The sequence below is a fragment of the Leucobacter sp. USHLN153 genome, from assembly GCF_037145615.1.
Lineage (GTDB): Bacteria > Actinomycetota > Actinomycetes > Actinomycetales > Microbacteriaceae > Leucobacter.
This window is the reverse complement of the sequence record NZ_JBBCXE010000007.1, coordinates 85,870-108,903: the sequence shown is the minus strand read 5'-3', so window position 1 is coordinate 108,903 and position 23,034 is coordinate 85,870. Positions and strand designations below refer to the sequence as shown.

General features: G+C 68.6%; 18 protein-coding genes, 1 tRNA gene and 1 pseudogene. 3 read left to right on the top strand and 17 right to left on the bottom strand.

Translation table 11 applies throughout. The features are described 5' to 3' along the window. Positions 1-422 precede the first annotated feature (422 nt). Positions 423-1,799, top strand: a complete 1,377-nt coding sequence (gene tgt, locus WFH00_RS11820) for a tRNA guanosine(34) transglycosylase Tgt (protein WP_336661047.1) — start codon at positions 423-425, stop codon at positions 1,797-1,799. 44 nt (positions 1,800-1,843) lie between these two features. Here the strand turns inward: tgt and WFH00_RS11815 are convergent, their stop codons facing one another. From WFH00_RS11815 to WFH00_RS11755, 13 genes and pseudogenes are all read right to left on the bottom strand, one after another. Then, positions 1,844-2,830, bottom strand: a complete 987-nt coding sequence (locus tag WFH00_RS11815) for an NAD(P)/FAD-dependent oxidoreductase (RefSeq protein ID WP_336661046.1) — start codon at positions 2,828-2,830, stop codon at positions 1,844-1,846. Between the two features lie 19 nt (positions 2,831-2,849). Then, complete coding sequence (gene gltX, locus WFH00_RS11810) at positions 2,850-4,370, bottom strand: glutamate--tRNA ligase (RefSeq protein ID WP_336661045.1); 1,521 nt, start codon at positions 4,368-4,370, stop codon at positions 2,850-2,852. 10 nt (positions 4,371-4,380) lie between these two features. After that, complete coding sequence (locus tag WFH00_RS11805) at positions 4,381-5,694, bottom strand: MFS transporter (RefSeq protein ID WP_336661044.1); 1,314 nt, start codon at positions 5,692-5,694, stop codon at positions 4,381-4,383. Beyond that, positions 5,691-6,692: a LysR family transcriptional regulator gene (locus WFH00_RS11800; RefSeq protein ID WP_336661043.1), complete on the bottom strand. Its 1,002-nt coding sequence runs from the start codon at positions 6,690-6,692 to the stop codon at positions 5,691-5,693. Before WFH00_RS11800 ends, WFH00_RS11805 begins: the two co-directional genes overlap by 4 nt. Positions 6,693-6,840: 148 nt before the next feature. Further along, entirely contained in the window at positions 6,841-8,181 is a 1,341-nt protein-coding gene (gene rlmN / locus WFH00_RS11795; protein ID WP_336661042.1) for a 23S rRNA (adenine(2503)-C(2))-methyltransferase RlmN, read from the bottom strand. A gap of 72 nt (positions 8,182-8,253) precedes the next feature. Next, positions 8,254-9,354, bottom strand: a complete 1,101-nt coding sequence (locus WFH00_RS11790) for a carboxylate-amine ligase (RefSeq protein WP_336661041.1) — start codon at positions 9,352-9,354, stop codon at positions 8,254-8,256. Positions 9,355-9,399: 45 nt separating this feature from the next. Next, entirely contained in the window at positions 9,400-10,194 is a 795-nt protein-coding gene (locus WFH00_RS11785) for a fumarylacetoacetate hydrolase family protein (RefSeq protein ID WP_336661040.1), read from the bottom strand. Continuing rightward, complete coding sequence (locus tag WFH00_RS11780; protein WP_336661039.1) at positions 10,191-11,297, bottom strand: branched-chain amino acid aminotransferase; 1,107 nt, start codon at positions 11,295-11,297, stop codon at positions 10,191-10,193. The genes WFH00_RS11785 and WFH00_RS11780 overlap by 4 nt, the downstream gene beginning before the upstream one ends. Positions 11,298-11,327: 30 nt before the next feature. Beyond that, entirely contained in the window at positions 11,328-12,392 is a 1,065-nt protein-coding gene (locus tag WFH00_RS11775) for a 3-isopropylmalate dehydrogenase (RefSeq protein ID WP_336661038.1), read from the bottom strand. A 450-nt stretch (positions 12,393-12,842) separates the two neighbouring features. After that, positions 12,843-12,915: transfer RNA gene (locus WFH00_RS11770), tRNA-Glu, on the bottom strand. A 147-nt stretch (positions 12,916-13,062) separates the two neighbouring features. Further along, positions 13,063-14,229, bottom strand: a complete 1,167-nt coding sequence (locus tag WFH00_RS11765; RefSeq protein ID WP_336661037.1) for an AI-2E family transporter — start codon at positions 14,227-14,229, stop codon at positions 13,063-13,065. Between the two features lie 163 nt (positions 14,230-14,392). Further along, a complete protein-coding gene (thrC, locus tag WFH00_RS11760) occupies positions 14,393-15,823 on the bottom strand; it encodes a threonine synthase (protein ID WP_336661036.1) in 1,431 nt (476 codons plus the stop codon). A 44-nt stretch (positions 15,824-15,867) separates the two neighbouring features. Continuing rightward, a pseudogene (locus tag WFH00_RS11755) lies at positions 15,868-17,382 on the bottom strand (GuaB1 family IMP dehydrogenase-related protein). Positions 17,383-17,628: 246 nt separating this feature from the next. On the opposite strand from WFH00_RS11755, the gene WFH00_RS11750 reads away from it, so the two are divergent. After that, entirely contained in the window at positions 17,629-18,405 is a 777-nt protein-coding gene (locus tag WFH00_RS11750; RefSeq protein ID WP_336661035.1) for a DUF4190 domain-containing protein, read from the top strand. Positions 18,406-18,535: 130 nt separating this feature from the next. Then, complete coding sequence (gene mscL / locus WFH00_RS11745; protein WP_336661034.1) at positions 18,536-19,018, top strand: large conductance mechanosensitive channel protein MscL; 483 nt, start codon at positions 18,536-18,538, stop codon at positions 19,016-19,018. A 103-nt stretch (positions 19,019-19,121) separates the two neighbouring features. Here the strand turns inward: mscL and WFH00_RS11740 are convergent, their stop codons facing one another. The 4 genes from WFH00_RS11740 to WFH00_RS11725 form a co-directional block, all read right to left on the bottom strand. Further along, positions 19,122-20,531, bottom strand: coding sequence for a dipeptidase (locus tag WFH00_RS11740; RefSeq protein WP_336661033.1), 1,410 nt, complete (start codon positions 20,529-20,531; stop codon positions 19,122-19,124). 211 nt (positions 20,532-20,742) lie between these two features. Next, entirely contained in the window at positions 20,743-21,804 is a 1,062-nt protein-coding gene (locus WFH00_RS11735; RefSeq protein WP_336661032.1) for a YihY/virulence factor BrkB family protein, read from the bottom strand. A gap of 17 nt (positions 21,805-21,821) precedes the next feature. Next, complete coding sequence (locus WFH00_RS11730; protein ID WP_336661031.1) at positions 21,822-22,334, bottom strand: mycothiol transferase; 513 nt, start codon at positions 22,332-22,334, stop codon at positions 21,822-21,824. Between the two features lie 59 nt (positions 22,335-22,393). Then, positions 22,394-23,020 (bottom strand): hypothetical protein, encoded by a 627-nt coding sequence (locus WFH00_RS11725; RefSeq protein ID WP_336661030.1) that lies wholly within the window; start codon positions 23,018-23,020, stop codon positions 22,394-22,396. Between the last annotated feature and the right edge of the window lie 14 nt (positions 23,021-23,034).

The following is a 23,034-nucleotide window of genomic DNA, read 5'->3' as shown; positions in this document are numbered from 1 at the left end:
CCGGGGATTGTTAAATAATTGGCATATGACAATTAAAAGTGCACACTATTGAGTTCTCAAAGACCAGACACCACCCGTCACCCCCACCCAAGGAGGCTCCGAACAGCAACCCGTCTCACTCACCACAGTCGCGGTGTTCTCGAAGAACACTGTGTGGTGAGAAGCGCATGAAAAGCGCCGGACCGTTTCCCAGTCCGGCTGCGTCGCGCTGACAAGGGAATAGATTACGTGGATCGCAGGGTGCGGGCAACACGGGCCCGCATCCCGGGCGTGTCTCCCCGGAAACACGCGGAAGTCGCGCTAGACATCGGGAACGCTCCCCCGCAGTGCAGCCCGATCGTGGCACCCCGAACCAGCCGAAATACCTATGAACTCGGCTTCGGGGCGGAAACCCCGGGCGTGGCGGGTGCTTAGATGGACGGGTGACTCACCCGACGGCGTCGACCGACCTCCCGACCGCATCCGCATCAGCTTCCGCACCATCCCATAGCGCCCCCTCCCCCGCCGACTTCGGCTTCACGCTCGAGCACCGCCTCGAGACGGGCGGCGCGCACGGAAGCGACGGGCGGCCCCTCGGGCGGGCGGGCACGATCCGCACCCCGCACGGAGATATTCAGACGCCGGCCTTCATCCCGGTCGGAACGAAGGCGACAGTGAAGGCCATGCTCCCCGAGACGGTGCGCGAGCTCGGCGGGCAGGCGGTGCTCGCGAACGCCTATCACCTGTTCCTCCAGCCGGGCAGCGATCTCGTCGACCTGGCCGGTGGGCTCGGCAAGTTCATGAACTGGGATGGGCCGACGTTCACCGACTCCGGCGGATTCCAGGTGATGTCGCTCGGCGTCGGCTTCAAGAAGGTGATCTCGATGTCGGAGCAGGCGTACTCCGACGCGGAGGTCATCGCGAAGAACAAGGAGCGTCTCGCCCACGTCGACGAGGACGGGGTGACGTTCAAGTCGTTCCTTAACGGCGACAAGCACCGCTTCACCCCCGAGGTCTCGATGCGCATTCAGCACGAGCTCGGCGCCGACATTATCTTCGCCTTCGACGAGTGCACCACGCTCTTGAACACCCGCGCTTACCAGGAGGACTCGGTCGCGCGCACCGAGCGCTGGGCCGTGCGCTGCCTCGATGAGCACGCACGTCAGACCGCCGAGCGCACGCACCGTCCGTACCAGGCGCTCTTCGGCGTGGTGCAGGGAGCGCAGTACGAGGACCTGCGGCGCCAGGCGGCGAGCGGCCTCGCACGTCTCACCGGCGCCGAAGCACCCGGTCAGCAGTTCGACGGCTATGGAATCGGCGGGGCGCTCGAGAAGTCGGAGCTGGGCACGATCGTGGGCTGGGTGAGCGACGAGCTCCCGGAGTTGAAACCTCGCCATCTGCTTGGAATCTCTGAGCCCGACGACCTCTTCGCCGGCATCGCGGCAGGCGCCGACACCTTCGATTGCGTCGCCCCGTCACGTCAGGCACGCGGCGGCACCATGTACTCGAGCGGTGGGCGGATCAACGCAAAAGCCGCGACGCAGCGGCGTCGCTTCGAGCCGCTCGACGCCGAGTGCGACTGCTACACCTGCGAGAACTACACGGCCGCGTACCTCCACCACCTGTTCAAGGCGAAGGAGATGCTCGGCTCGACGCTCGCGACCATCCACAACGAGCGCTTCATCGTGCGCCTGGTCGATCAGATTCGCGCAAGCATCATCGACGGCACCTTCGCCGAGCTGCGAGACGAGGTGCTGGGTCGCCAGTACGGCGCCGAGTTTGCGCGGGAGGCGGCAGCGCGGGTCGCGCTGCCGCGCTGATCCGCCGCCTGTGCAGGCACCGCGGTAGCGGGCGGGTGAGCCGACTAGTCGTCCACCCGCCCCACGCCGAGGGCGCCGCGGATCATGTCGAGATTGAGCTTCCCCGCGACCCGCGCCCCGTTACCGGCCGCGATGATGAGCTGTTGCGGGCCCGGGGGCACAATGTCGCCGACCGCGTAGATTCCGCGGATCGACGTCTCGCCCCGCTCGTCGACCTCGACGAGACCCCAGTCGTCGCGCGCGATGCTGAGCTCGCCGAGGAACTCCACCGGCGCGTGCCAGCGAGGTCGCACGAAGCCGCCGGCACGCGGAATGACCTCGCCATCAGCGAGCCGCACCCCGGTCATGTCGGCGCGCTCGCCCACGATGTCGTCGATGGGGCGGCGCTCCACGCGGATTCCGATCCGCTCGAGCTGCGCCTCCTGCTCCGCGCGCACGGTATCAGCGCCGTTCGTGAACACGATGAGATCTGAGCTGAAGCGGCTGATCAGCAGTGCCCGCGCGAACAGGTCGCTCGACTCGCCGATCAGCGCGAGCGGCGTGTCAGTCTTCTCGAAGCCGTCGCACTCCACGCAACTGTGGAGCGCGGTGCCGTAGTAGGCGCGGATCATGGGGAACGCGGGCAGCTCCTCGACGAGGCCTGCCGCGATCAGCACGCGCCGCGCGATGAAGCTCGCATCGGCTGAGCCGCGGATGCCCGTGCCCTCGACTCGGAAGCCGATGCCGTCGGGGAAGCCCGCCGCGAGCGCCTCGTCGGGGCTCAGCGGAATCACCTCGCGCGCGATCGCCTGCGCGTAGATCGCGCTCGGGTACGCCTCGAATTCCTCCCGCCCGAGACGTCGCAGCTCGAGCGGCGGGACGCCGTCGCGGGTGAGGAAACCGTGGGACTGCAGCGTCGCGGAGTGCCGCGGACGGTTACTGTCGAGGATCGCGATGCGACGGTTCGCGCGAACGAGCTGCAGCCCGGCGGAGAGCCCAGCGGGCCCGCCGCCGATGATCGCGACGCCGATCGGCGCCTCGTTCGCGGTCACGCGCTCCTCCGAAGATCCGTTAGGCGCCGAGGCGCGCTTCCAACTGACGCAACCGCGCGAGCGATTCCTCGCGGCCGAGCAGCTCGAACGACTCGAAGAGCGGCGGCGACACGCGTCGCCCCGACGTCGCGACGCGGAGCGGGCCGAACGCGAGCCGCGGCTTGATGCCGAGCCCGTCGACGAGCGCTCCCTGCAGCGCCTCCTGAATCCTGTCGGTGCGCCAGTCTGCCTCAGGAATCGCCTCGAGAGCCGCGACGCCCGCGGCGAGCACCTGCGGCGCGTCGTCCTTGAGCGAGGCGAGCGCGTCGTCGGCGTACTCGAGGTGCTCTGCGGTCGTGAAGAGGAAGCCCAGCATGTCGGCGACCTCGGAGAGCACGGTGACCCGGCTCTGCACGAGCGGCACAGCCTTCCGGATCGTTTCGAGCTGCTCCTCGGTCGGCTCCACCTGAAGTGCGCCGCTCGCGATGAGGTACGGCAGGATCCGCTGCCCGAAGTCCTCCTCGGAGAGGAGACGGATGTGATCCGCGTTGATGGCGTCGGCCTTCTTCTGGTCGAAGCGGGCCGGGTTCGGGTTCACATTGGCGACGTCGAACGCCGCGACCATCTCCTCGCGGGAGAACACATCGCGATCCGGAGCCAGTGACCAGCCCAGGAGCGACAGGTAGTTCAGCAGCCCCTCGGGGATGAAACCGCGCGAGCGATGGTGCAGCAGATTCGACTCGGGGTCGCGCTTCGAGAGCTTCTTGTTGCCCTCGCCCATCACGTACGGCAGGTGCCCGAACTGCGGGATCGCCTGCTCGATGCCGAGCTCGACGAGTGCGCGGTGCAGCGCGATCTGGCGGGGCGTCGACGAGAGGAGATCTTCACCACGCAGCACGTGGGTGATACCCATGAGCGCGTCGTCGACCGGATTCACGAGTGTGTAGAGCGGCGCACCGTTCGGGCGGACGACGACGAAATCGATGGTCGAGCCGGCCGGGAACGTAATGTCTCCGCGCACGAGGTCGGTGAACGACAGATCAGCGTCGGGTATGCGGAAGCGCAGCGCCGGCTCGCGGCCCTCGGCGCGGAAAGCGGCGCGCTGCTCGTCGGTGAGGTCGCGGTCGAAGTTGTCGTAGCCGAGCTGCTTCGGGCGGCCGGCCGCGATATTGCGCGCGTCGATCTCCTCGGCCGTGGAGTAGCTCTCGTAGAGGTACCCGGCCTCGCGGAGGCGCGCGATCACGTCCTGGTAGATGTGGCCGCGTTCGGACTGGCGGTACGGCCCGTGCGGCCCGCCGACGTCGATGCCCTCGTCCCAGTCGAGACCGAGCCACCGGAGCGAATCGATGATCTGCGCGTAGCTCTCTTCGCTATCGCGCGCCGCGTCCGTGTCCTCGATACGGAACACGAAGGTGCCGCCGGTGTGCCGGGCGTAGGCCCAGTTGAACAGCGCGGTGCGCACCATTCCGACGTGGGGCGTGCCGGTCGGTGAGGGGCAGAAGCGCACCCGCACATCGGCGCCGGTCGCGGTGGAAAACTGAAGGCTCTCGGTGTGTGACATCACGGTCATTCTAGCGGCGAGTGAGCGCCCCGAGGCGAACGGCCGCGGCGATCCCGACGACGATGAGCGCGCCCGCGACGCTCGACAGCACCGGGAATCCGCCGGCCGCGAAGAGCAGGCCCGACGCCGCGCCGAACAGGGCGCCCGCGCCGTTCATCGCAGTGTCGGCCTGGCCCTGACGCGCGGGGCGATCCTCCGGCGGCGTCACGGTCGTGATGAGTGCCGCGCCCGCGACCGTCACCATGCACCAGCCGAGACCGAGCAGCACGAGCGACGTCTGCACGAGCCACACGGCGTCGCCCGCGACGGCGGTGCCGAGGGCCGCCAGTGTCAGCACGCCGAAACCGCCGAGCACGACCGGCACCGGCCCCCACCGCCCCGCGGCGAGCCCCGCGAGCGGCGACAGCGCGTACATGCCCGCGATGTGCAGGCTGATCGTGATGCCGACGAGTTCGATGCTGCCGCCGTGATGGGTCAGGTGCAGCGGGGTCATCGCCATGAGGCCCACCATGATCGCGTGTCCCAGTGCGACGACGAGGATCGCGAGGACCTGTGCCGTGCGCCCGTGTGCCGCGAGTGCGGGCGACGGCGAGCTCGGCCCGGCGTCACCGCGGCGGGCAGCCGCCGCGCGCGCTTCGATTTCGGTCTCCGCGGCGATCCTGCGCGACTCGATGAGCGGATCGGGCCGCAACCCGAACCAGACGACGAGTGCCGCGGCAATCTGCGCCGCAATGGCGAAGAGGAAGATACCGGAGAGCTGATGCAGACCGAGAGCCCGCCCGATCGCCTCGCCCGGCCCGATCAGGTTCGGCCCGATGACCGCGCCGATGGTGATCGACCAGACCACGAGCGAGAGGTCTCGCGCGCGCCGGGCCGGGCTCGCGAGGTCGGCCGCTGCGAAGCGCGCCTGGAGCTGCACCGCGACGGCGAAGCCGAGCACCGCGAGCCCCAAGAACAGCAGCACCGAGATCTCGGCGTAGGCCGCGCCGATCACCAGAATCGCGCCGAGCACCGCGAGCAGATTGCCGCTCGCGAGCGCGATGCGTCGCCCGCGGCGAGCCGCGAGGCGCGCGAGCGGGATGCCTGCGATGGCGGCGCCGACAGCATTCATCGTCGAGCCGAAGCCCGAGAGCGCGGGGTTGCCAGTGATATCTGCGATGAGCAGCGCGCCGGCCGAGAGCGAGGCGCCCGTTCCGAGCCCGCCGAGCACCGTGGTGAGGCTCAGCACGGTTACCGTGCGGCGCTGCGCCGGGTGCGTCGCGGCCTCGAGCTGGGGCCGCGCGTCGCCGGCTTCTTCGATCATCTCCGAGGGCGTCCCCGTCATGCGGTCACCTCGATGGGCTGAGCCGCGACCGAAGCCGCAGCCGAAGCCGATGAGACCGGTTCCAGATGCCACGCCGAACCATCGACTCCCGTGAGCAGGCGCTTCGCGAGGCGCACCTGCGGACTCTCGTTCGCCGTCGCCATCGAGACGAGCCCGATGGTGCGGTAGCGCGGCGGGTCGAGCGGCAGCGCGCGTGCGCCGTCGGGCAGGATCCGGGCGGCAGCGAGCGCCAGCCCCGGCACGAGCGCGACCGCGCCGCCCGCCGCAGCCATCGCGAGCATCGCGGGGACGTTGTCGGTCTCCTGGATGATGTCGGGCTCGAAGCCCGAGTCCGCCGCGGCAGCGAGCAGATGCCCGCGACACTTCTCGCAGCCGGCGATCCAGTGCTCCGACGAGAACTCCGCGAGGCGCGCGGTCGGCTGCCCCGCAGCGCGTTCGTCGGAGGCGACGAGGTGCACCTCTTCGCGCCACAGCGGCAGGAAGGCGCTTCCCGCAGGAAGCACCGCCGCTCCCTCGTAATCGAAGATGAGCGCGCAGTCGACCTCGCCGTCGCGGAGCATCGCAGTCGCCGCGGGAGGCTCGGCCTCGCGGTACTGCAGCGCAACGTCGGGCGCCTCTTCCGCGAGGCGACGCATCAGTGCCGGTACGAGCGTCGCGCTCGCGCTCGGGAACCCAACGAGCCGCAGCGTGCCGGCCCGCTCGCCGCGCAGGTCGTCGATCGCCGCAAGGGCGGCATCGATCTCCGCAACAACGGTGCGGCCGTGATCCGCCAGGATCTGCCCCGCCGTGGTCAGCCGAATGCCCCGACCGCAGCGCTCGATGAGCGGCACGGCGAGCCGGGTCTCAACGCGCTTGATGCGCTGGCTCACCGCGGGCTGGCTCAGGCCGAGGCTCTGAGCCGCCGCGGTGAGCGAGCCCGTGGTCGCCAATGCGTGCAAGATGCGCAGTTCCGTCGAGTCGATCGACCCGATGGGATCCGTCTGTCGCGTCGTGGTCATGGCGCCCAGAGTAGCACGATGCATAACTTTACGCAGCGAGTTGCGCGCGTTTAATAGCGCGCAGTTATGGGTTTGAGCGAGTGGCGCTTATGAGACTGCCGCGAACGCAGGCCGCCGAGCCCTCAGGCTCGACGCACGCAAGTGCTGCTTATGAGGCAGCCGCGAAGGCGGCTGCCTCAGCCTGATCCTGCTCCGTCGCGACAAGCTGCCCGCACGCTCCGTCGATCTCCTTGCCGCGGGTGTCGCGGAGGGTGGTCGGAATCCCGGCGGCGTTGAGGCGGTCGACGAACTCGCGGGTGACCTCGCGGGTCGACGAGGTCCAGATCGAGCCGGGGGTCGGGTTGAGCGGGATCGGGTTCACGTGCACCCAGCCGCGGCCCCGCGCGTTGAGCTTCTCGGCGAGCAGGTCGGCGCGCCAGCCGTGATCGTTCATGTCCTTGATGAGCGCGTATTCGATCGACACGCGGCGGCCCGTCGTCTCGTAGTAGTGGTACGCCGCATCGAGCACCTCCTCGACCTTCCACCGGCTGTTGACCGGGATCAGGTCGTCGCGCAGCTGGTCGTCGGGCGCGTGCAGCGAGAGCGCGAACGTGATCGGAATGTTCTCGTCGGCCAGCTTGCGGATCGCGGGCGCGAGGCCCACGGTGGAAACGGTGATGCCGCGCGCCGACATGCCGAGGCCCTCGGGCGACGGAGCGATCATGCGGTGCACCGCGTTCATGACGCGCTTGTAGTTCGCGAGCGGCTCGCCCATCCCCATGAAGACGATGTTGTTGACGCGCTCCGGCTCCGCGCCGTTCCCGGCGTGACGCTTGCGGCCGAGCCCGCCCTCGGCGATCACGCGGTTCGCCTGCACGATCTGGTCGAGGATCTCGGCCGTCGACATGTTGCGCGTGAGCCCTGCTTGGCCGGTGGCGCAGAACGGGCAGTTCATTCCGCAGCCGCACTGGCTCGACACGCACAGCGTGATCCGCCCCGGGTAGCGCATCAACACGGACTCGACGAGTGCCCCGTCGAAGAGGCGCCACAGGAACTTGATCGTGTCGCCGTCGTCGGTGACGAGGCGCTTCACCTCGCTCAGGAGCGGCGGGAAGAAGGTTTCGGCGAGCTCCTCGCGACGATCCTTGGGGAGGTCCGTCATCTGCTCGGGGTCGGTCGTGCGGTGCTCGAAGTAGTGCTTCGAGATCTGCTTGGCCCGGAACTTCGGGAGCCCCATCTCCGCGACCTTCGCCTCGCGCTCCTCGAGCGTCAGATCGGCGAGGTGAGTCGCGGGCTGCTTCACGCGCGGCGACGCGAACTGCAGGGTCGGACGACCGTCAGGATCGGCGATCTGCTTCCAACCCTCGGCCTTCGGGCGCACCTGCGGGCGTGCCGCGCGGCCGGCGGTCGCCGCTCCCCCAGCGGCACCGCTCCCCGCTGCGCGGGGCCGGGTCTTGATCAGCGGGGTGCTCTCGGGCGCGCGATCATGGTTCAGTTTGTTCGGGTCCACGCGCACCATTGTCGCAGGTCAACACGCGGCCTCCCTGCGAGAGGTGCCGCGCTGCTTGCGACCGCGACGGGTTCAGGCGGGCCGGTGGCCGTTTCGATACAGCGAAAGGAGCGCCGCGGTGCGTCCCCGGCGCCACTCGGCGAGCTGGCGCTCGGCTGGCCCGCCGTCTGACCTGAGGCGATCCACGAATGCCGTGACTGCGGCGAGGTCGCCCGCGTGATCGAGCTCGTCCGCGGTGTACTCCAGGAGCGCATCGACCACCTCGAACGCGGGTCGCGGATCGCCGGAATCGGGATCCACCAGCACCGAGGAGAGCCCGTTACGCGCAGCAACCCAGTGGGCACCCCGCAACGCGTCGCGCTGCCACTTCGGCGCCGGATGACCGAGCTCGAACTCCCGCAGCCCTCGCGAGGCAATCGCTCGCGCGAGCAGCCCGTACGCGACCGCGTCCTCCGCTGACAGCTGCGCATCAGCGAGGCGCAGCTCGATCGTGGGGTACTTCTCGGAGAGCCGGATGGACCAGTTCACGAGGCCGCGGTCGAGCAGCGCTCCCGAACGCACCAGGTCCGAGACGATCCGGTCGTACTCCGCGGCGTCCTCGAACCGCGGCGGGAAACCCGCGGTCGCCCACTGCTGAATCGACATGAAGCGCCAGTCCGCATAGCCGGACTCCTCGCCGAGCCACACCGGCGAATTCGCGGTGAGCGCGACGAGGGCCGGCGACCAGCGGGCGAAGCGGGCCATCGCGTCAACTCCATGCTCGCGCGATGGCATTTCCACGTGGACGTGCGTGCCTGTCGAGTAGTACCGCGTCACCATGCCGCGCATGGTCTGCTCGATCTCGCGGTACCGCGAGTTCTCTACCCGCTTGCCGGGCTGGTCGCCACCGACCGGGGGAAGCCCGGTGCCGGCGAGCACGACCCCGAGCTGATCGCCAGCCTCTGCCGCTGCGCTCCGGAAGCCTCCGAGCGCATCGCGGGCCTCGGCGCCCGTGGTGCACACGGGCGTTGCGGTCTCGAGCTGGCTGTGAAAGTACTCGTGCTCAGCAAGACGACCGGGGAGCGCCGCAATGATTTCGTCGACCACGTCGCGAGGCATGCCCGTCTCGGAGTCGAGCAGGAGGTACTCCTCCTCGATGCCGAAGCGAGGCGCGGCCGGTGCGGAAGCTCCCATGTGAACACCTGTGTTTTCGTCGGGACCGACCGCAGCCGGTCGGGGTCAGACGACCCGGTTGCGGAGGATTCCGATTCCCTCGACCTCGACCTCGACCGTGTCACCGGCTTCGAGAAGCCCCACACCCGCCGGCGTACCCGTCAAGATCACGTCTCCGGGGAGCAGCGTGAACGCCTGCGACGCGTAGGAGACGATGTAGGCGAGCGAGTGGATCAGCTGCGAGGTGCGTCCGTCTTGCCTGACCTCGCCGTTCACCCGAGTCACCACGCGAGCGTCGGAAAGGTCGGGATCCGTATCGATGACCGGACCCAGCGGGCAGAACGTGTCGAAGCCCTTACCACGCGTCCACTGACCGTCCTTGACCTGGAGATCCCGGGCCGTCACGTCGTTCGCGCAGGTGTACCCGAAGACGTATCGCAGTGCGTCTTCCTCGGACACGTCCTTCGCGACCGCGCCGATCACGATCGCGAGCTCGCCCTCGTGCTCGACTCGGTCCGAGATCGCGGGCCGCACGATTGCGTCACCAGGTCCCACAATGGACGTGTTCGGCTTCAGAAAGAGCAGCGGCTCCTCGGGAACGCCTCCCGCGATCCCCGTGACATCCTGCATCTCGGTGACGTGGTCGAGGTAGTTCTTGCCGACGCACACCACCTTCGATCGCGGGATGACCGGGGCGAGCAGCTGCGTTTCTTCGAGCTTGAATCGCCGCCCGGTCGTGTCATAGCCGGCGACGATCGGGTCACCCGTCAGCTCGACGAGCTCGATGCCACTCCCCTGCTCCGCCTCATCGAGGACACCGAACGCGATTTCGCCGTCGACCCGGAACCGTGCAACCTTCATCGCACCAGCTCCGCCGCCGGCACGATGACGTCGAGCCAGCCGTGGCGGTCCTCGACGAAGCCGAACTGCATGCCCGTGAGCTCCTCGCGGAGCGACATGGTGAGCTCGCCCGGGGCAGCGTCACCGACGTCGATGGTGAAGTCCGTCGACTTGAGCTGCCGGATCGGCGTGATCACAGCTGCCGTGCCGCACGCGAAGGCCTCGGTGATCGTGCCCTGGGCGACGCCCTCGCGCCACTCGGACACGGTCACCTCGCGCTGCTCGACCGCGTGGCCGCGATCCTTCGCGAGCTGGATCAGGCTGCGGCGCGTGATGCCGTCGAGAATGTTGCCGTTGAGCTGCGGGGTCACGAGCGTGCCGTCCGAGCGCACGAGGAACAGGTTCATGCCGCCGAGCTCGTCGATCGTGTCGTCGGTGGCGGAGTCGGTGAAGAGCACCTGCTGGCAGCCGTTCTCCGCCGCAACCTGCTGCGGGAGCAGCGACGCCGCGTAATTACCGCCGCACTTCGCCGCTCCCGTCCCGCCGCGGCCGGCGCGCGCGTGATCTTCGGAGAGCCAGATCGACACCGGCTTCACACCGCCGGTGAAGTACGGTCCGGCGGGGCTCGCGATGATCAGGAATCGTGCGCGCTCCGCAGCGCGTACGCCCAGGAAGCTCTCATCCGCGATCATGAAGGGACGGAGGTACAGGCTCTGATCGGCGCCCGAGGGCACCCAATCTGCGTCGATGGTGACGAGCTCGTGGATCGCCTTGATGAACAGTTCCTCGGGGATCTCGGGGAGTGCGAGGCGCCGCGCCGAGTCATTGAGGCGCTGGGCGTTCGCCTCCGGGCGGAAGGTGACGATCGATCCGTCGGGGCGCCGGTAGGCCTTCAGCCCCTCGAAGATCTCCTGCCCGTAGTGGAGCACAGAGGCGGCGGGATCCATGGGGATCGGACCGTACGGAATGACCTCGGCATTGTGCCAGCCCTCACCCTTCGTCCACACGATGGAAACCATGTGGTCGGTGAAGTGGCTACCAAAGCCGGGATCGTTCAGGATTGCTTCGCGCTCCTCCCGTGAGAGCCGAGGAGCCTCGGTGCGGGTGAACTGCAGGTCGCTCATGGTGTTCTCTTTCGCGTCAAGGTTGCGGGTTCAGGCCCCGCGCTGCGGCAACTGTGCGATCACGGCATCGCCGATCTCCGAGGTGCCGCGCGACTGCGCGCCTCGGGAGGCAAGGTCGGCGCGGACGGCGTCGCGAATGCGGTCGCCTTCCGCGCTGAGCCCCAGATGATCGAGCATGAGACCCGCGGAGAGGATTGCCGCGGTCGGGTCTGCCAGCTGCTGACCCGCGATGTCGGGCGCAGAGCCGTGCACCGGCTCGAACATGCTCGGGAACGTGCCGTCGGGATTGATGTTGCCGGAGGCCGCGAGCCCGATGCCGCCGCCGATAGCGCCGGCCAGGTCCGTGAGGATATCTCCGAACAGGTTATCAGTCACGATGACGTCGAAGCGCGGCGGATCCTGCACCATGAAGATCGTCGCCGCGTCGACGTGCATGTAGTCGACCGCGATGTCGGGGTATTCAGCGGCGACCGACTCGACGATGCGCTGCCACATGGAGCCCGCGTGCACCAGAACGTTCGTCTTGTGCACCCAGGTGAGCTTTTTGCGCGGACGCGACTGCGCGGTCTCGAAAGCGTGACGCACCACGCGCTCGACGCCGAATGCCGTGTTCACGGAAACCTCGGTCGCGACCTCGGCAGGAGTGCCCGGGCGCAGCGTGCCGCCGTTCCCGGCGTACGGCCCCTCGGTTCCCTCGCGCACGACGACGAAGTCGACGTTACCGGGGTCGGCGAGCTTCGACTCGACACCGGGGAACAGGGTGCAGGGGCGTACGTTCGCGTAGTGCTCGAAGTCGAACCGCAGCTTCAGCAGCAGCCCGCGCTCGATGTTCGCCTGCTTGAGGCGCGGATCACCCGGCACGCCGCCGACCGCGCCGAAGAGGATGGCGTCGTGCTCAGCGATGCGGCGCTGCTCGTCCTCCGGAAGTGTGTCGCCCGTCTTGAGGTAACGCTCCGCTCCGAGCTCGAACACCGTGCGATCCAGCTGCACGTCCCCGCCCTCGAGCACCGCGTCGAGCACGCGATTCGCCTCGGTGATGACCTCGGGGCCGATCCCGTCCCCCGGAATCACTGCGAGCTTGATGGTACGGGTCACGTGACGCTCCTTCGTGCTTGAGAACCACTCCAGCATACTCGCGCACCACCGACATTCATGGCGCGCGCGGAGCGGGCTACCGGTCTCTTCAGAGCGAGCATTGCTCGCCCGTTGTACAGTGGAAAACTCGTCAAACGGGTCGAATCTCCCGAATCGGCCCGTTCCACCGGTGATCCACTGTCTGATGGGCGCGGGTTGCTCGCAAGGAAACGCAAAGCGTTTCCGCGCAACCCGCGGCGGGCCCACAGGCCCGCGGTGCTTGAAAGGAAACGCACCGCGTTTCCGCGCAACACGCGGCGTGCCCACAGGCCCGCGGTGCTCGCAAGGAAACGCAAAGCGTTTCCGCGCAACCCGCGGCGGGCCCACAGGCCCGCAACCCTACGTTCGAATCCCGCCCTCATCCCAGATACGACGAAAGCCCCACCCGAAGGTGAGGCTTTCGCTGCTCGGTGACCCCAGCGGGATTCGAACCCGCGTTACCGCCGTGAGAGGGCGGCGTACTAGGCCGCTATACGATGGGGCCGAACGCTGCTGCCGGCTTTTCGGGCTTCCCCGCCGCGCTGGCAACTCATATATATAAACACATGCCCGGCCCTCGAGCCAAATCGGGGCGCGCAGCCCGGGAGTGTCACACGGAACCGGTGAGCATCCGGGCTGCGAGCCCCGCTACTTAGACGAGTTCCGTGGGTTGCGGCCTCGCCCACCTCGCGGGCGTTTCGGGACCATCCCAGACCTTGATCACACCCCAGGCGACGGCGGCGATCGGCACCGCGAGCACGGCGCCGAGGATGCCGCTAAGCACCGTACCGATGGTCAATGCGAGCAGGATGACGAGCGAGTGCAGCTTCAGCGCGCGCCCCATCAGCACGGGCTGCAGGAAGTTGCCCTCGAGCTGGTTGACGAGGATCACCACGCCCACGACGATGACCGCGTTGATCGGTCCGTTCGCGACGAGCGCCACGAGCGCCGCGAGAATGCCCGCGACGGTCGCACCGACGATGGGGATGAACGCGAGCACGAACACGAGTACGGAGAGCGGCAGCGCGAGTGGCACCTGCAGGATAAGGAGCCCGAGCCCAATACCGAGTGCGTCGACGGCGGCAACCGCGGCGGTACCGCGCACGTAGGAGCCGAGCGTTTCAACGGTCTTCGCTCCGGCGCGCTCCGCACGGCGTCGCGCCTTTCCTTCGAAGGGGCGAAGCAGGAACTGCCAGATGCTCGGGCCGTCCTTGAGGAAGAAGAACAGCACGACGACCATGAGCACGAGCCCGGTGATGAAGGTCGTGACAACCCCCACGCCGGCCAGCGCGCCGGACCCGAACTGAGCGCTCGTGAGGAAGTCGGCGATCTGATCGCCCCAGTCGTGCAGCTGGGACTCGTCGGGCATGAACGGAAGAGTCTTTGACCAACTGACGAGCTGAGAGAAGCCATCCTGCGCCTGAGAAGCGAGGTCGTCCCACTGGTCGCGCACGGCCCAGACAATGAGCCAGCCCACGCCCGTGAGAATCACGACGATGCTCAGCAGCACCGCGACCGCGGAGAGCGCCGACGGAACACGATGCCGCCGAAGCCACGCGGTCACGGGCGCGAAAGTGCTCGCGAGGATCACGGCGAGCAGCAGCGGGATCACGACGGTGGTGAGCGCACGCATGCCCCAGATGACCGCCGCCGTGAGCAGCAGCACGATGCCGATCTGGAGCGCGCGGGTCGCGAGCAGACCGAAGCCGTCGCTCCACGCGCCCTTCACGTTGCGCGGCGCCGTGTGTCCGGGCGTGACGCCGAGCTCCAGCTGCGCGAGCCGATCATCGAACTCGCGTCTTGCTCCCCAACCGAACATCAATCTCCCCTTCGTCGGTACTGCCCGGTGCTGCCCAATACTGCTCGTCCTAGCGGGTACTTCCCGGTACTGCTGGCGCTCACGGGTCCTGCCCGGTGCTGCCTCGTCCGCGCCATGCCTCCCGCTCGGGGCGCCTGTCGCGCCCCCGCGAAGCGTGGCTCCCCTAACGCTGCACTGCGCGCTCCGCGATGAACGCGCGCAGCTGCGCCGCGTCGTCCGGCATCTCCGTCACGCGCTGCGGGAGCTCGAGCAGGTCCGCGAGATGCTCGGGCATCCCGAGTCGCTCCCCCGTCGCCTCGAACACGATGTCCGGGAACTTCTCGGGCTTCGCGGTCTCGAGCACCAGCATCGGAACGCCCGGCTCGAGGTGCTCACGCGCTACCTTCACGCCGTCCGCGGTGTGCGGGTCAATGAGCTGCCCGCTGCCTTCGAAGACCGAGCGGATCGTGGCCACGCGATCCGCATGGGTGCTCGTGCCGCTCTGCAGGCCGAATTCCGCATCGAAGCGCGGTAGTTCCCCGGTCAGGTCGATGCGGCCGGTCTCGTCGAGCTCGCGCCACGCGGCGGCGAGGCGCTCGGGGTCACGGCCCAGTAGGTCGAAGACGAAGCGCTCGAGGTTGGAAGCCTTCGAGATGTCCATCGACGGGCTCGAGGTCGCATGGGTCTCGGCGGCGCTTCGCGGAGCGTAAACGCCGGTGCGGAAGAACTCGTCGAGCACGTTGTTCTCGTTCGCCGCGAGCACGAGCTTGCGCAGCGGAAGCCCCATCGACTTCGCGAGGTGCCCCGAAAGGATGTTGCCGAAGTTGCCGGACGGCACGGTCACCGAGACTTCGAACGCCGCACGCTCCGCTGCGGGTACGCCGTCGCTCGCGCGCAACCACGCCCAGAAGTAGTAGACGAGCTGCGAAGTGATGCGGCCCAGATTGATCGAGTTGACCGTGCCGAGGTGGTGCATGCGCTTGAAGTCGAGGTCGCCCGAGAGCGCCTTCACGAGGTTCTGGCAATCGTCGAAGACGCCGTCGATTGCGATGTTGTGAATGTTCTCGTCGTCGAGCGAGTACATTTGCGCTCGCTGGAACGCGCTCATGCGGCCCTGCGGGGACAGCATGAACACCGCGACGCCGTCTTTACCGCGCAGCGCATACTCGGCTGCCGAGCCGGTGTCACCCGAGGTCGCGCCGATGATGTTGAGCGCGCGATCGGTGCGAGCGAGCACGTACTCCAGCGCCTGCCCGAGGAACTGCATCGCCATGTCTTTGAACGCGAGGGTCGGCCCCTCCGAGAGCCCGACGAGGGAGATCTCGTCGTCGATGCGGGTGAGCGGCACTATCTCCTCGGCCACGAAGCGTTCCGAGGCGTACGCGTCACGCGTCATGCGCTCGAGAACTTCCCGAGGAATATCGGTGGCGAAGCGGCTCAGAATCTCCGCGGCCAACTCCGGGTAGCTCAGTGCACGCCAGGACTCGATCTCGGCCGGAGACACCTGTGGCAGCGTCTCCGGCACGGCAAGCCCGCCGTCGGTCGCAAGCCCCTCGAGCAGGATCGCGCTGTACGGGGCCGGCTCCATGCCGCCGCGGGTCGAGATGTACTTCACCGATACTCCTTACGGTCGTAGACGTTCAGTCTATTAGGGCGGTGTCACCAGGAGACGGGCAGCGCCTTGCCTTCCTCGTAGCCCGCCGCCGATTGCAGCCCCACGCGAGCGCGCAGATGGAACTCGGGGACGCTGCCTGCGCCCGCGTAGGTGAACGACGAGCGCACTCCCGCGGTGATCATGTCGAGCAGGTCTTCGACGCTCGGGCGCTGCGGATCGAGGTAGATCTTCGAGGAGGAGATGCCCTCGGCGAAGAGCTCCTTCCGAGCGCGCTCGAACGCGTCGAGCGCACCGAAACGGCCCTGCACGGCCTTCGTCGACGCCATGCCCCACGACTCCTTGTACTGGCGCCCGTCGGCGTCGGCATGCAGTTCGCCGGGTGACTCAGCGGTGCCCGCGAACCAGGACCCGATCATCACGGACGACGCACCGGCGGCGAGCGCGAGTGCGACGTCGCGCGGGTAGCGCACGCCGCCGTCGGCCCAGACGTGCGCCCCGAGCTCACGCGCCGCATGCGCGGTCTCGAGCACCGCCGAGAATTGGGGGCGACCCACAGCTGTCATCATGCGGGTCGTGCACATCGCTCCCGGGCCGACACCCACCTTCAGGATCGTGGCGCCCGCGCCCACCAGATCATGCGCGCCCTCTGCAGTGACGATGTTTCCCGCAACGATCGGGAGTCCGAGGTCGAGCGCGGCCACGGACTCGAGCGCCCGCAGCATCCCGGCCTGATGACCGTGCGCGGTGTCGACAATGAGCACGTCCGCGCCTGCGTCGGCGAGCGCACGCGCCTTCCCCGCAACGTCGCCATTGATGCCCACGGCTGCGGCAACAGCGAGGCGGCCCTCGGAGTCGAGCGCCGGACGGTAGATTGATGCGCGAAGCGCGGAGCGTCGCGAGAGCGTACCGAGCAGCCTTCCGTCGCGCGCGATGCACACGGCCTCCGCGGCGCCCGAAGGGTCGCGGCTCAGAGCCGCGTCAACCGCCGCAAAGTTCGCGCGGGCGGCATCCACACTTCCGGAGCCGAGCTCGGACTCATCGAGGACGGGTGTGGAGCCGTGGAGCAGGTCACCGAGGCGCGCGTCGGCAGGTACCTGGGCGAGGCGGTGAGCGGTGAGCACGCCCCGCACCGCGGAGATCGGGATCGCGCGACCGCTCTAGGGCTCATCGCCGCTTCCGCCATCAGCGACGACCACCGACTGGCCCTCAGCCCGCGGGATCCACCGCAGTGCGTCGGCGGCGGTAGCTGCTGCGGGCAGCACGACCGGCGCGTCAACCAATACGGGGTCGCCCTTCACCCGGTGGATCGCATCGCTCATGTCGGCGATCGACAGGTCTTGCGGCAAAACCGCAAGACCACCGCGTCGCGCCAGCACCGCCGCGAGACGCGGGCCTGTTACCGAGTTCATATTGGCGGCGACAAGAGGGATCGTCGCCGGGGTGCCATCTTCGGGCGCGAGACCGACCTCGAACCGGCTGCGCAGCTCCGAGTGACGCGGCACGAGGAACACGTCTGAGTAGGTGAGGTCGACCGTGGGCATTGCTCCGAGGAACTCCATGCGACTCACGCTAGGCCATGCCGCCGACATTGGCGTGAGTGTCGACAGGTGAGCGCTCACTCGGCGACGAGCGAGCCGGTGCACGGGTGCGGATCCCGAGGCGCACACTCCTGCGCCTCGGTGGGGCGACCCGCGTAACATGGACTGAGTGCAGCGAGCGATCAGCTGCAGCCTCGGGGGTCTTCGCTGCATCGCGGCGGTGTACCTTCGGGACACCCATTCGACCTCAGAAGGAGCGCCGCGCTCATGTCCGACCCGAACACGCCGAGCGACGAGCACGCACCGCAGCAGAGCACGCCTGCGTCGACGCCTCCGGCCAGCCCGCAGCCGCCGCACATCACTGCGCCGCAGCCGACGTCACAGCTTCCCACTGACTTCGCGCCCCGAGTCGAGCTTGTCGACGACAAGAACTCGCCGGCTGGTGAGCCGCAGCCGTACGGCGCACCCGCGCAGCCGCATGGCTCAGCGCCACAGCCCTACGGCTCGGCATCGCAGCCCTACGGCTCGACACCACAGCCCCACGGCTCGGCACCACAGCCCTACGGCTCGGCACCACAGCCCTACGGCGCACCCGCACAGCTGAATGGCGCCCCCGCACAGCCGTATGGCTCAGCACCGCAGCCGTACGATGCACCCGCGCAGCCCTATGACACGCACGCCCAGACCTACCCGCCCGCTCCGCAGACCGCCTCGAATTACGCACCCGAGTACTCGCCGGGATACGCACCCGGGTACGGCCCCTACGGCGCGCCCGCGCGCAACGGCCTCGCCATCACCGCGCTCGTCGTGGGAATCACGAGCCTCGTGTTCGGCGTGATACCGTTCATCGGCAACGTGGTCGGCTTCCTCGGTGGCGCGGCTGCGGTCATCCTGGGCATCCTTGCATTGCGCAAGGCACAGTCCAGGGGCATGGCCATCACTGGCATCTGCACCGGTGGCGTAGCTTTCTTGCTCTCGGTGGTCTCACTGCTCTTCTGGATCTCAGTGTTCGGTATCGCAGGGAGCACCTCGAGCTGGGCGTAAACGCTTCGGCCGCAGCTGAGATGCCGCACCCCTCAGCGCCCCAGTGAGGACTGCAACTTGGAGCCCCGTTCGCGACGGCGCGACCGGGGCTCCTGCTCGTGCCCGCCGTCTACTAACGTAGGAGCGAAGAATGAGGGAGGGGCACATGCTCAAGGGGTTCAAAGAGTTCATCCTGCGCGGTAACGTCATCGAATTGGCGGTGGCGGTTGTCATCGGCGCCGCGTTCAACGCGCTCGTGCAGCGCGTCGTCGACTCGCTCATCAACCCGGTCATCGGCATGGTCTTCCGCGCTGACTCGCTCGACGGCGCGCTCAAGGTCGGGCTCCCCGGAGGCGGCGAGATCGCCTTCGGGGCGGTCATCGGCGCGGCCCTGAACTTCTTGATCGTTGCGGCCGTCGTCTACTTCGTGTTCGTGCTCCCGATGAACAAGTTCCGGCCGAAGGTCGCTGAGGCGCCGACCGGCCCGAGCGATATCGACCTTCTCGGAGAGATCCGAGACCTGCTCAAGGCGCAGGCGGAGGCGCAGGCGCAGGAGCAGGCGAGCTCCGAATCATCAGCACCGAAGCAAGCCGACGGAGCCGCGATCGACGCGATCCCGCCGCACAAGCACTAGCGGTTCCTGCCGGCGGGCCGCTCGCGCGCACTTCCGCACGAATACGAACACGAGCACGCGCCCTCACGAGCGCGAGCCCCGCCACGCTCCGCGCCAGCACCCCTTACGCGTCGTGCGTGTTCACCCGCGCGAGGAAGAGCGCCTCGGTGAGCACGGCCTTCCGGAACGACTCGAGGTGCAGCGACTCGTTCGGGCTGTGCGCACGACCGTCCGGGTCCTCGACGCCGGTCACGAGGATCTGCGCGGCAGGGAACTCATCTACGAGCTCGGCGATGAACGGGATCGATCCGCCGACTCCGATGTCGACCGGCTCCCGCTCCCACGCGTCGGCCATGGCGCCGCGCACGTCGGCGACCGCCCATCCGCTCGTGTCGACCTTGAAGGGCTGACCGAGGTTCGGCTCCTCGATCGTGACGCGCGCGCCGAACGGCGCGTGATCCTCGAGGTGCTTCGTGAGCGCCGCGTACGCTGCGACGGGGTCTTCGCCCGGCGCGATGCGTCCGCTGAGGCGCACGCGGACGCCCGGAATCAGCGTGTTCGACGCGTTCGCGACATCGGGCGCGTCGATTCCGGTGATCGAGATCGAGGGCTGCGCCCACAGCCGAGAGAGGATCGCGCCGCGCCCGATCGGCTGCACGCCGTCAAGCAGGCCCGTCTCCTGCCTCAGGCGATCCTCGTCGTAGTGCGGAACGTCCATCTCGACCGATCCGAAGCCCTCGACGGCGACCGAGCCGTCGGCATCCCACAGCGTGTCGAGGAGACGCACGGCGGCCATCATCGCGTCGGGCACGGCGCCCCCGAACATGCCGGAGTGCGACGCGTGATCGAGCGTGTCGATGCGCACGTTGCACGCGACTGCCCCGCGAAGCGCCACCGTGAGCGCGGGAGTCACCTCGTCCCAGTTGCTCGAGTCGGCCACGATGATCGCGTCCGCCTCCAGCAGTTCGCGATTCTCACGGAGGAAGTTGCCGAACGATTCCGAGCCCCACTCCTCCTCGCCCTCGATGAAGAGCGCGATGCCGAGGTCGAGCTCGCGGCCCTCCGCCTCGGCAGCCGCGGCGAGCGACCGGACCGCGCCGATGTGCGCCATTACGCCCGCCTTGTCGTCCGCGGCTCCGCGGCCGTACATGCGGCCGTCTCGCACGGTCGGCTCGAAGGGCGGCGTCTCCCAGTCCTCGTCCTTGCCCGGTGGCTGCACATCGTGGTGCGCGTAGAGCAGCACCGTCGGCCGCCCCGCCTTCGCTTCCCGGCGGGCGACCACTGCGGGGTGTCCGAGCTCCGTGCCGCCCTCGACGGGAGCGCGCCGCACGTCGACCACATCGAAGACGCCGGTCTCGCGGAGCAGTTCCGCAATCGCGTCCGCGCTGCGGGCGACATTCGCCGGATCGAACGCGGGCCAGGAGACCGACGGGATGCGCACGAGGCGCTGCAGGTCTTCGAGCGTGCGATCGTGCCCCGCACCTGCGGCACTCCGGATCGCGGTTTCGAACTGCTGCTGCGTCGAATCGGCCATGTGCGCCTGCCTCCCAGTTTCGGCCCCCAGGGCCGGCGAATCGTGTCGTCCATCACACCGCGCGGCGCTGCAACGGAGCGCTTACGGCAACGACCCCACCCTATCCCCGGGCACCGACATTCGCGTTTCTCGCGTCACCACTACGCGAGCCGCAGCAACGCGACCCGCAACAACACCCCGTCTCGCGACAACTCGCCGCCCCGCAACAACCTCAGTCGTCCTTCTTCTCGGCAGCCTCGGCAGCCTCCGCCGCCTTCTCCTGCTCCTCCTGCTCAGCCTGCTGCGCGGCTCGCAGCTCCCGCGTCGACGACTGCACGAGCTCCTCCGCGCGCTTCCGACGGTGCTGCACCATGGTCTCCGCGCCGAACCTCTCGCCGAGACGGTCACGCGATTCCTTCGTTGCGGTGATGATGACGCTGCACGAGATGAGGATCACCTGCGACGACAGGTTGATCCAGAGCAGCAGGGCGATGAGCGCCGCGAACGAGCCCAGCAGCGGGTTTGACGTCGCGCCACGAACGAAGAGGCCCGACAGCTCCTGCAGCACCACGAGCCCGATGCCGCCGATGATCGCGCCGCCCCAGAGCGCCTTCGCGGGCGCCCGCACTCCCGACAGAATCCGGAAGACGAGGGCGATCGCGACCGTGTCGATCACGAACACCACCACGATGCCGAACACTCGCGTGAGCACCTCGGTCACAGGGCCCTCGCCGATCCCGAGCCACGACAGCACGGTGGTGATGCCGACCGAGCCGACGACCGAGGCGACGGCCGCGGCAGCGAGCAGCCCGCCGAAGACGAGGGCCACGAGGAGGTTTCGGAAGATCACCCAGAGGATGAAGACGTCGTCGTGGATCTCGTCGGCGAGCGTGCGCAACGCCGTGCGGATCCGCCCGATAGCACTGATCGCAGCGCCGAGCAGGCCGACGAGCGAGATGATGCCGGCGATCGTGAAGCCCGCAGGCGCCTTCACGTCCTCGGGCTTGACCAGATCGCCGATGCCTGGAATTACCTGGTCGAGCGTCTCGATGAGCTTGCCCATCGCCTCGGGGTTCGACCCGAGCCAGAGCGCGGCGATCGAGAATCCGAGCAGCACGCCCGCGAACACGCTGAAGAGCGCACGATAGGTGATGCTGTCGGCGAGCATCGCGCCGCGGTGTTCGCTGTAGCGGAGGAATGCGCGAACGAGCTGGAGGCGAAGCACGCGCGCGATGATCTTCGCGAAGAAGCCTCGCTCCTCGGGCGGAGGCGCAGCCGTGGCGGATCCCGCCACGCGCGATCCTTCCCCGCTCACTCGAACGCCCCCTGGCTCATGCCCGCGACGTATGCCGCCTGACCCACGTGCTCGAGCGCGTCGGCAGAAACACTGATGAGCCGGGAAGCGCGCGTCACGGGCGGATCCCACGAGTCGTCGATCACCTCACCGAGGGCGGTGTTCTCGAGCTTCTCCAAGTACGCGAGCTGAGCCTCGACGGCGGCTCGCAGGTGGTCGAGGAGCAGGTCCGCGTCGTCGCACACGATGGAACGGGCCTCGCGCGCGGAGTGCCCGTAGCCGTTTCCGGGGTCGGGCAGGTCGATCGCGAACTTCCGGTCGAAGCCCTGCGCGGTCCACACCGGCGCCTCCCCCGAGAGATCCGCGACCTGCGCGTCGATCTCGCGCGCGGCGTGCCAGAGCAGCCACGCGGCCGAGTTGTCGTGGTGCGGGTGCGCGTTCAGCAGCTCCGGTGTGAGCTTCTCGCGCAGCGCCTCGGCCGCGTCGAGCGGCCTCCTCGCGAGATCCTGCAATAGTTCAACTGGCCGCATGATGTCCCCTTTCGCTTGCGGTCGTGTGTGGGAGTCGAATGGCAGCACGCTGCCCCGACTCAGTGCCCCGCGTGCCCGTGCCCGAACGTTCCGTGCGGCACCGCGAACTCCCCTGCCTCGCTCGCGGCGAGCGCGGGCGTCGCGATCGCGGCGACGAGCAGCGCTTCGGCCACGAGCACGAGTGTGAATGATCCTGCTGAGCGCGAGCGTGGGAGCGTTCCTACAGCGGCGGCAGATCCGGCGGGCTCGATACGGGCAGCGCTCACGCGCGGCTGATGCGCAAGCTGCCCGCCCGCGACTACCTCCGCCGGGGCCCGCTGATCAGCAAGCTGCCCATCGACGCCCACCCGGGCCGGCGCCCGGCGATCCGCACCCCGCCGCAGCGCGACGACACCGGCGATCGCGATCGACCAGTGGAAGATGAACAGCGCGACGAAGGGCACGAGCGCGAGTGGCCCGGTGAGGAGCAGGAAGCCCGCCCCCAGCACCCCGATCGCACCGCCTGCCACGGCGCCCCGCGGCGCGACGACGCGGCCCGCACGCAGCACGGCGAGCGCCCACAGTAGCTCCGCGGCCGCGGCACCTCCGAGCAGCAGAGCGAGCACCGCCGGTGCGCCGGCCGCGGTCGCGAACAGCACGAGGCCGGCCCCCAGTGCTGCGAGGGCCGGCCACAGTGCTGCGATCATGCGGATCTCCGAAG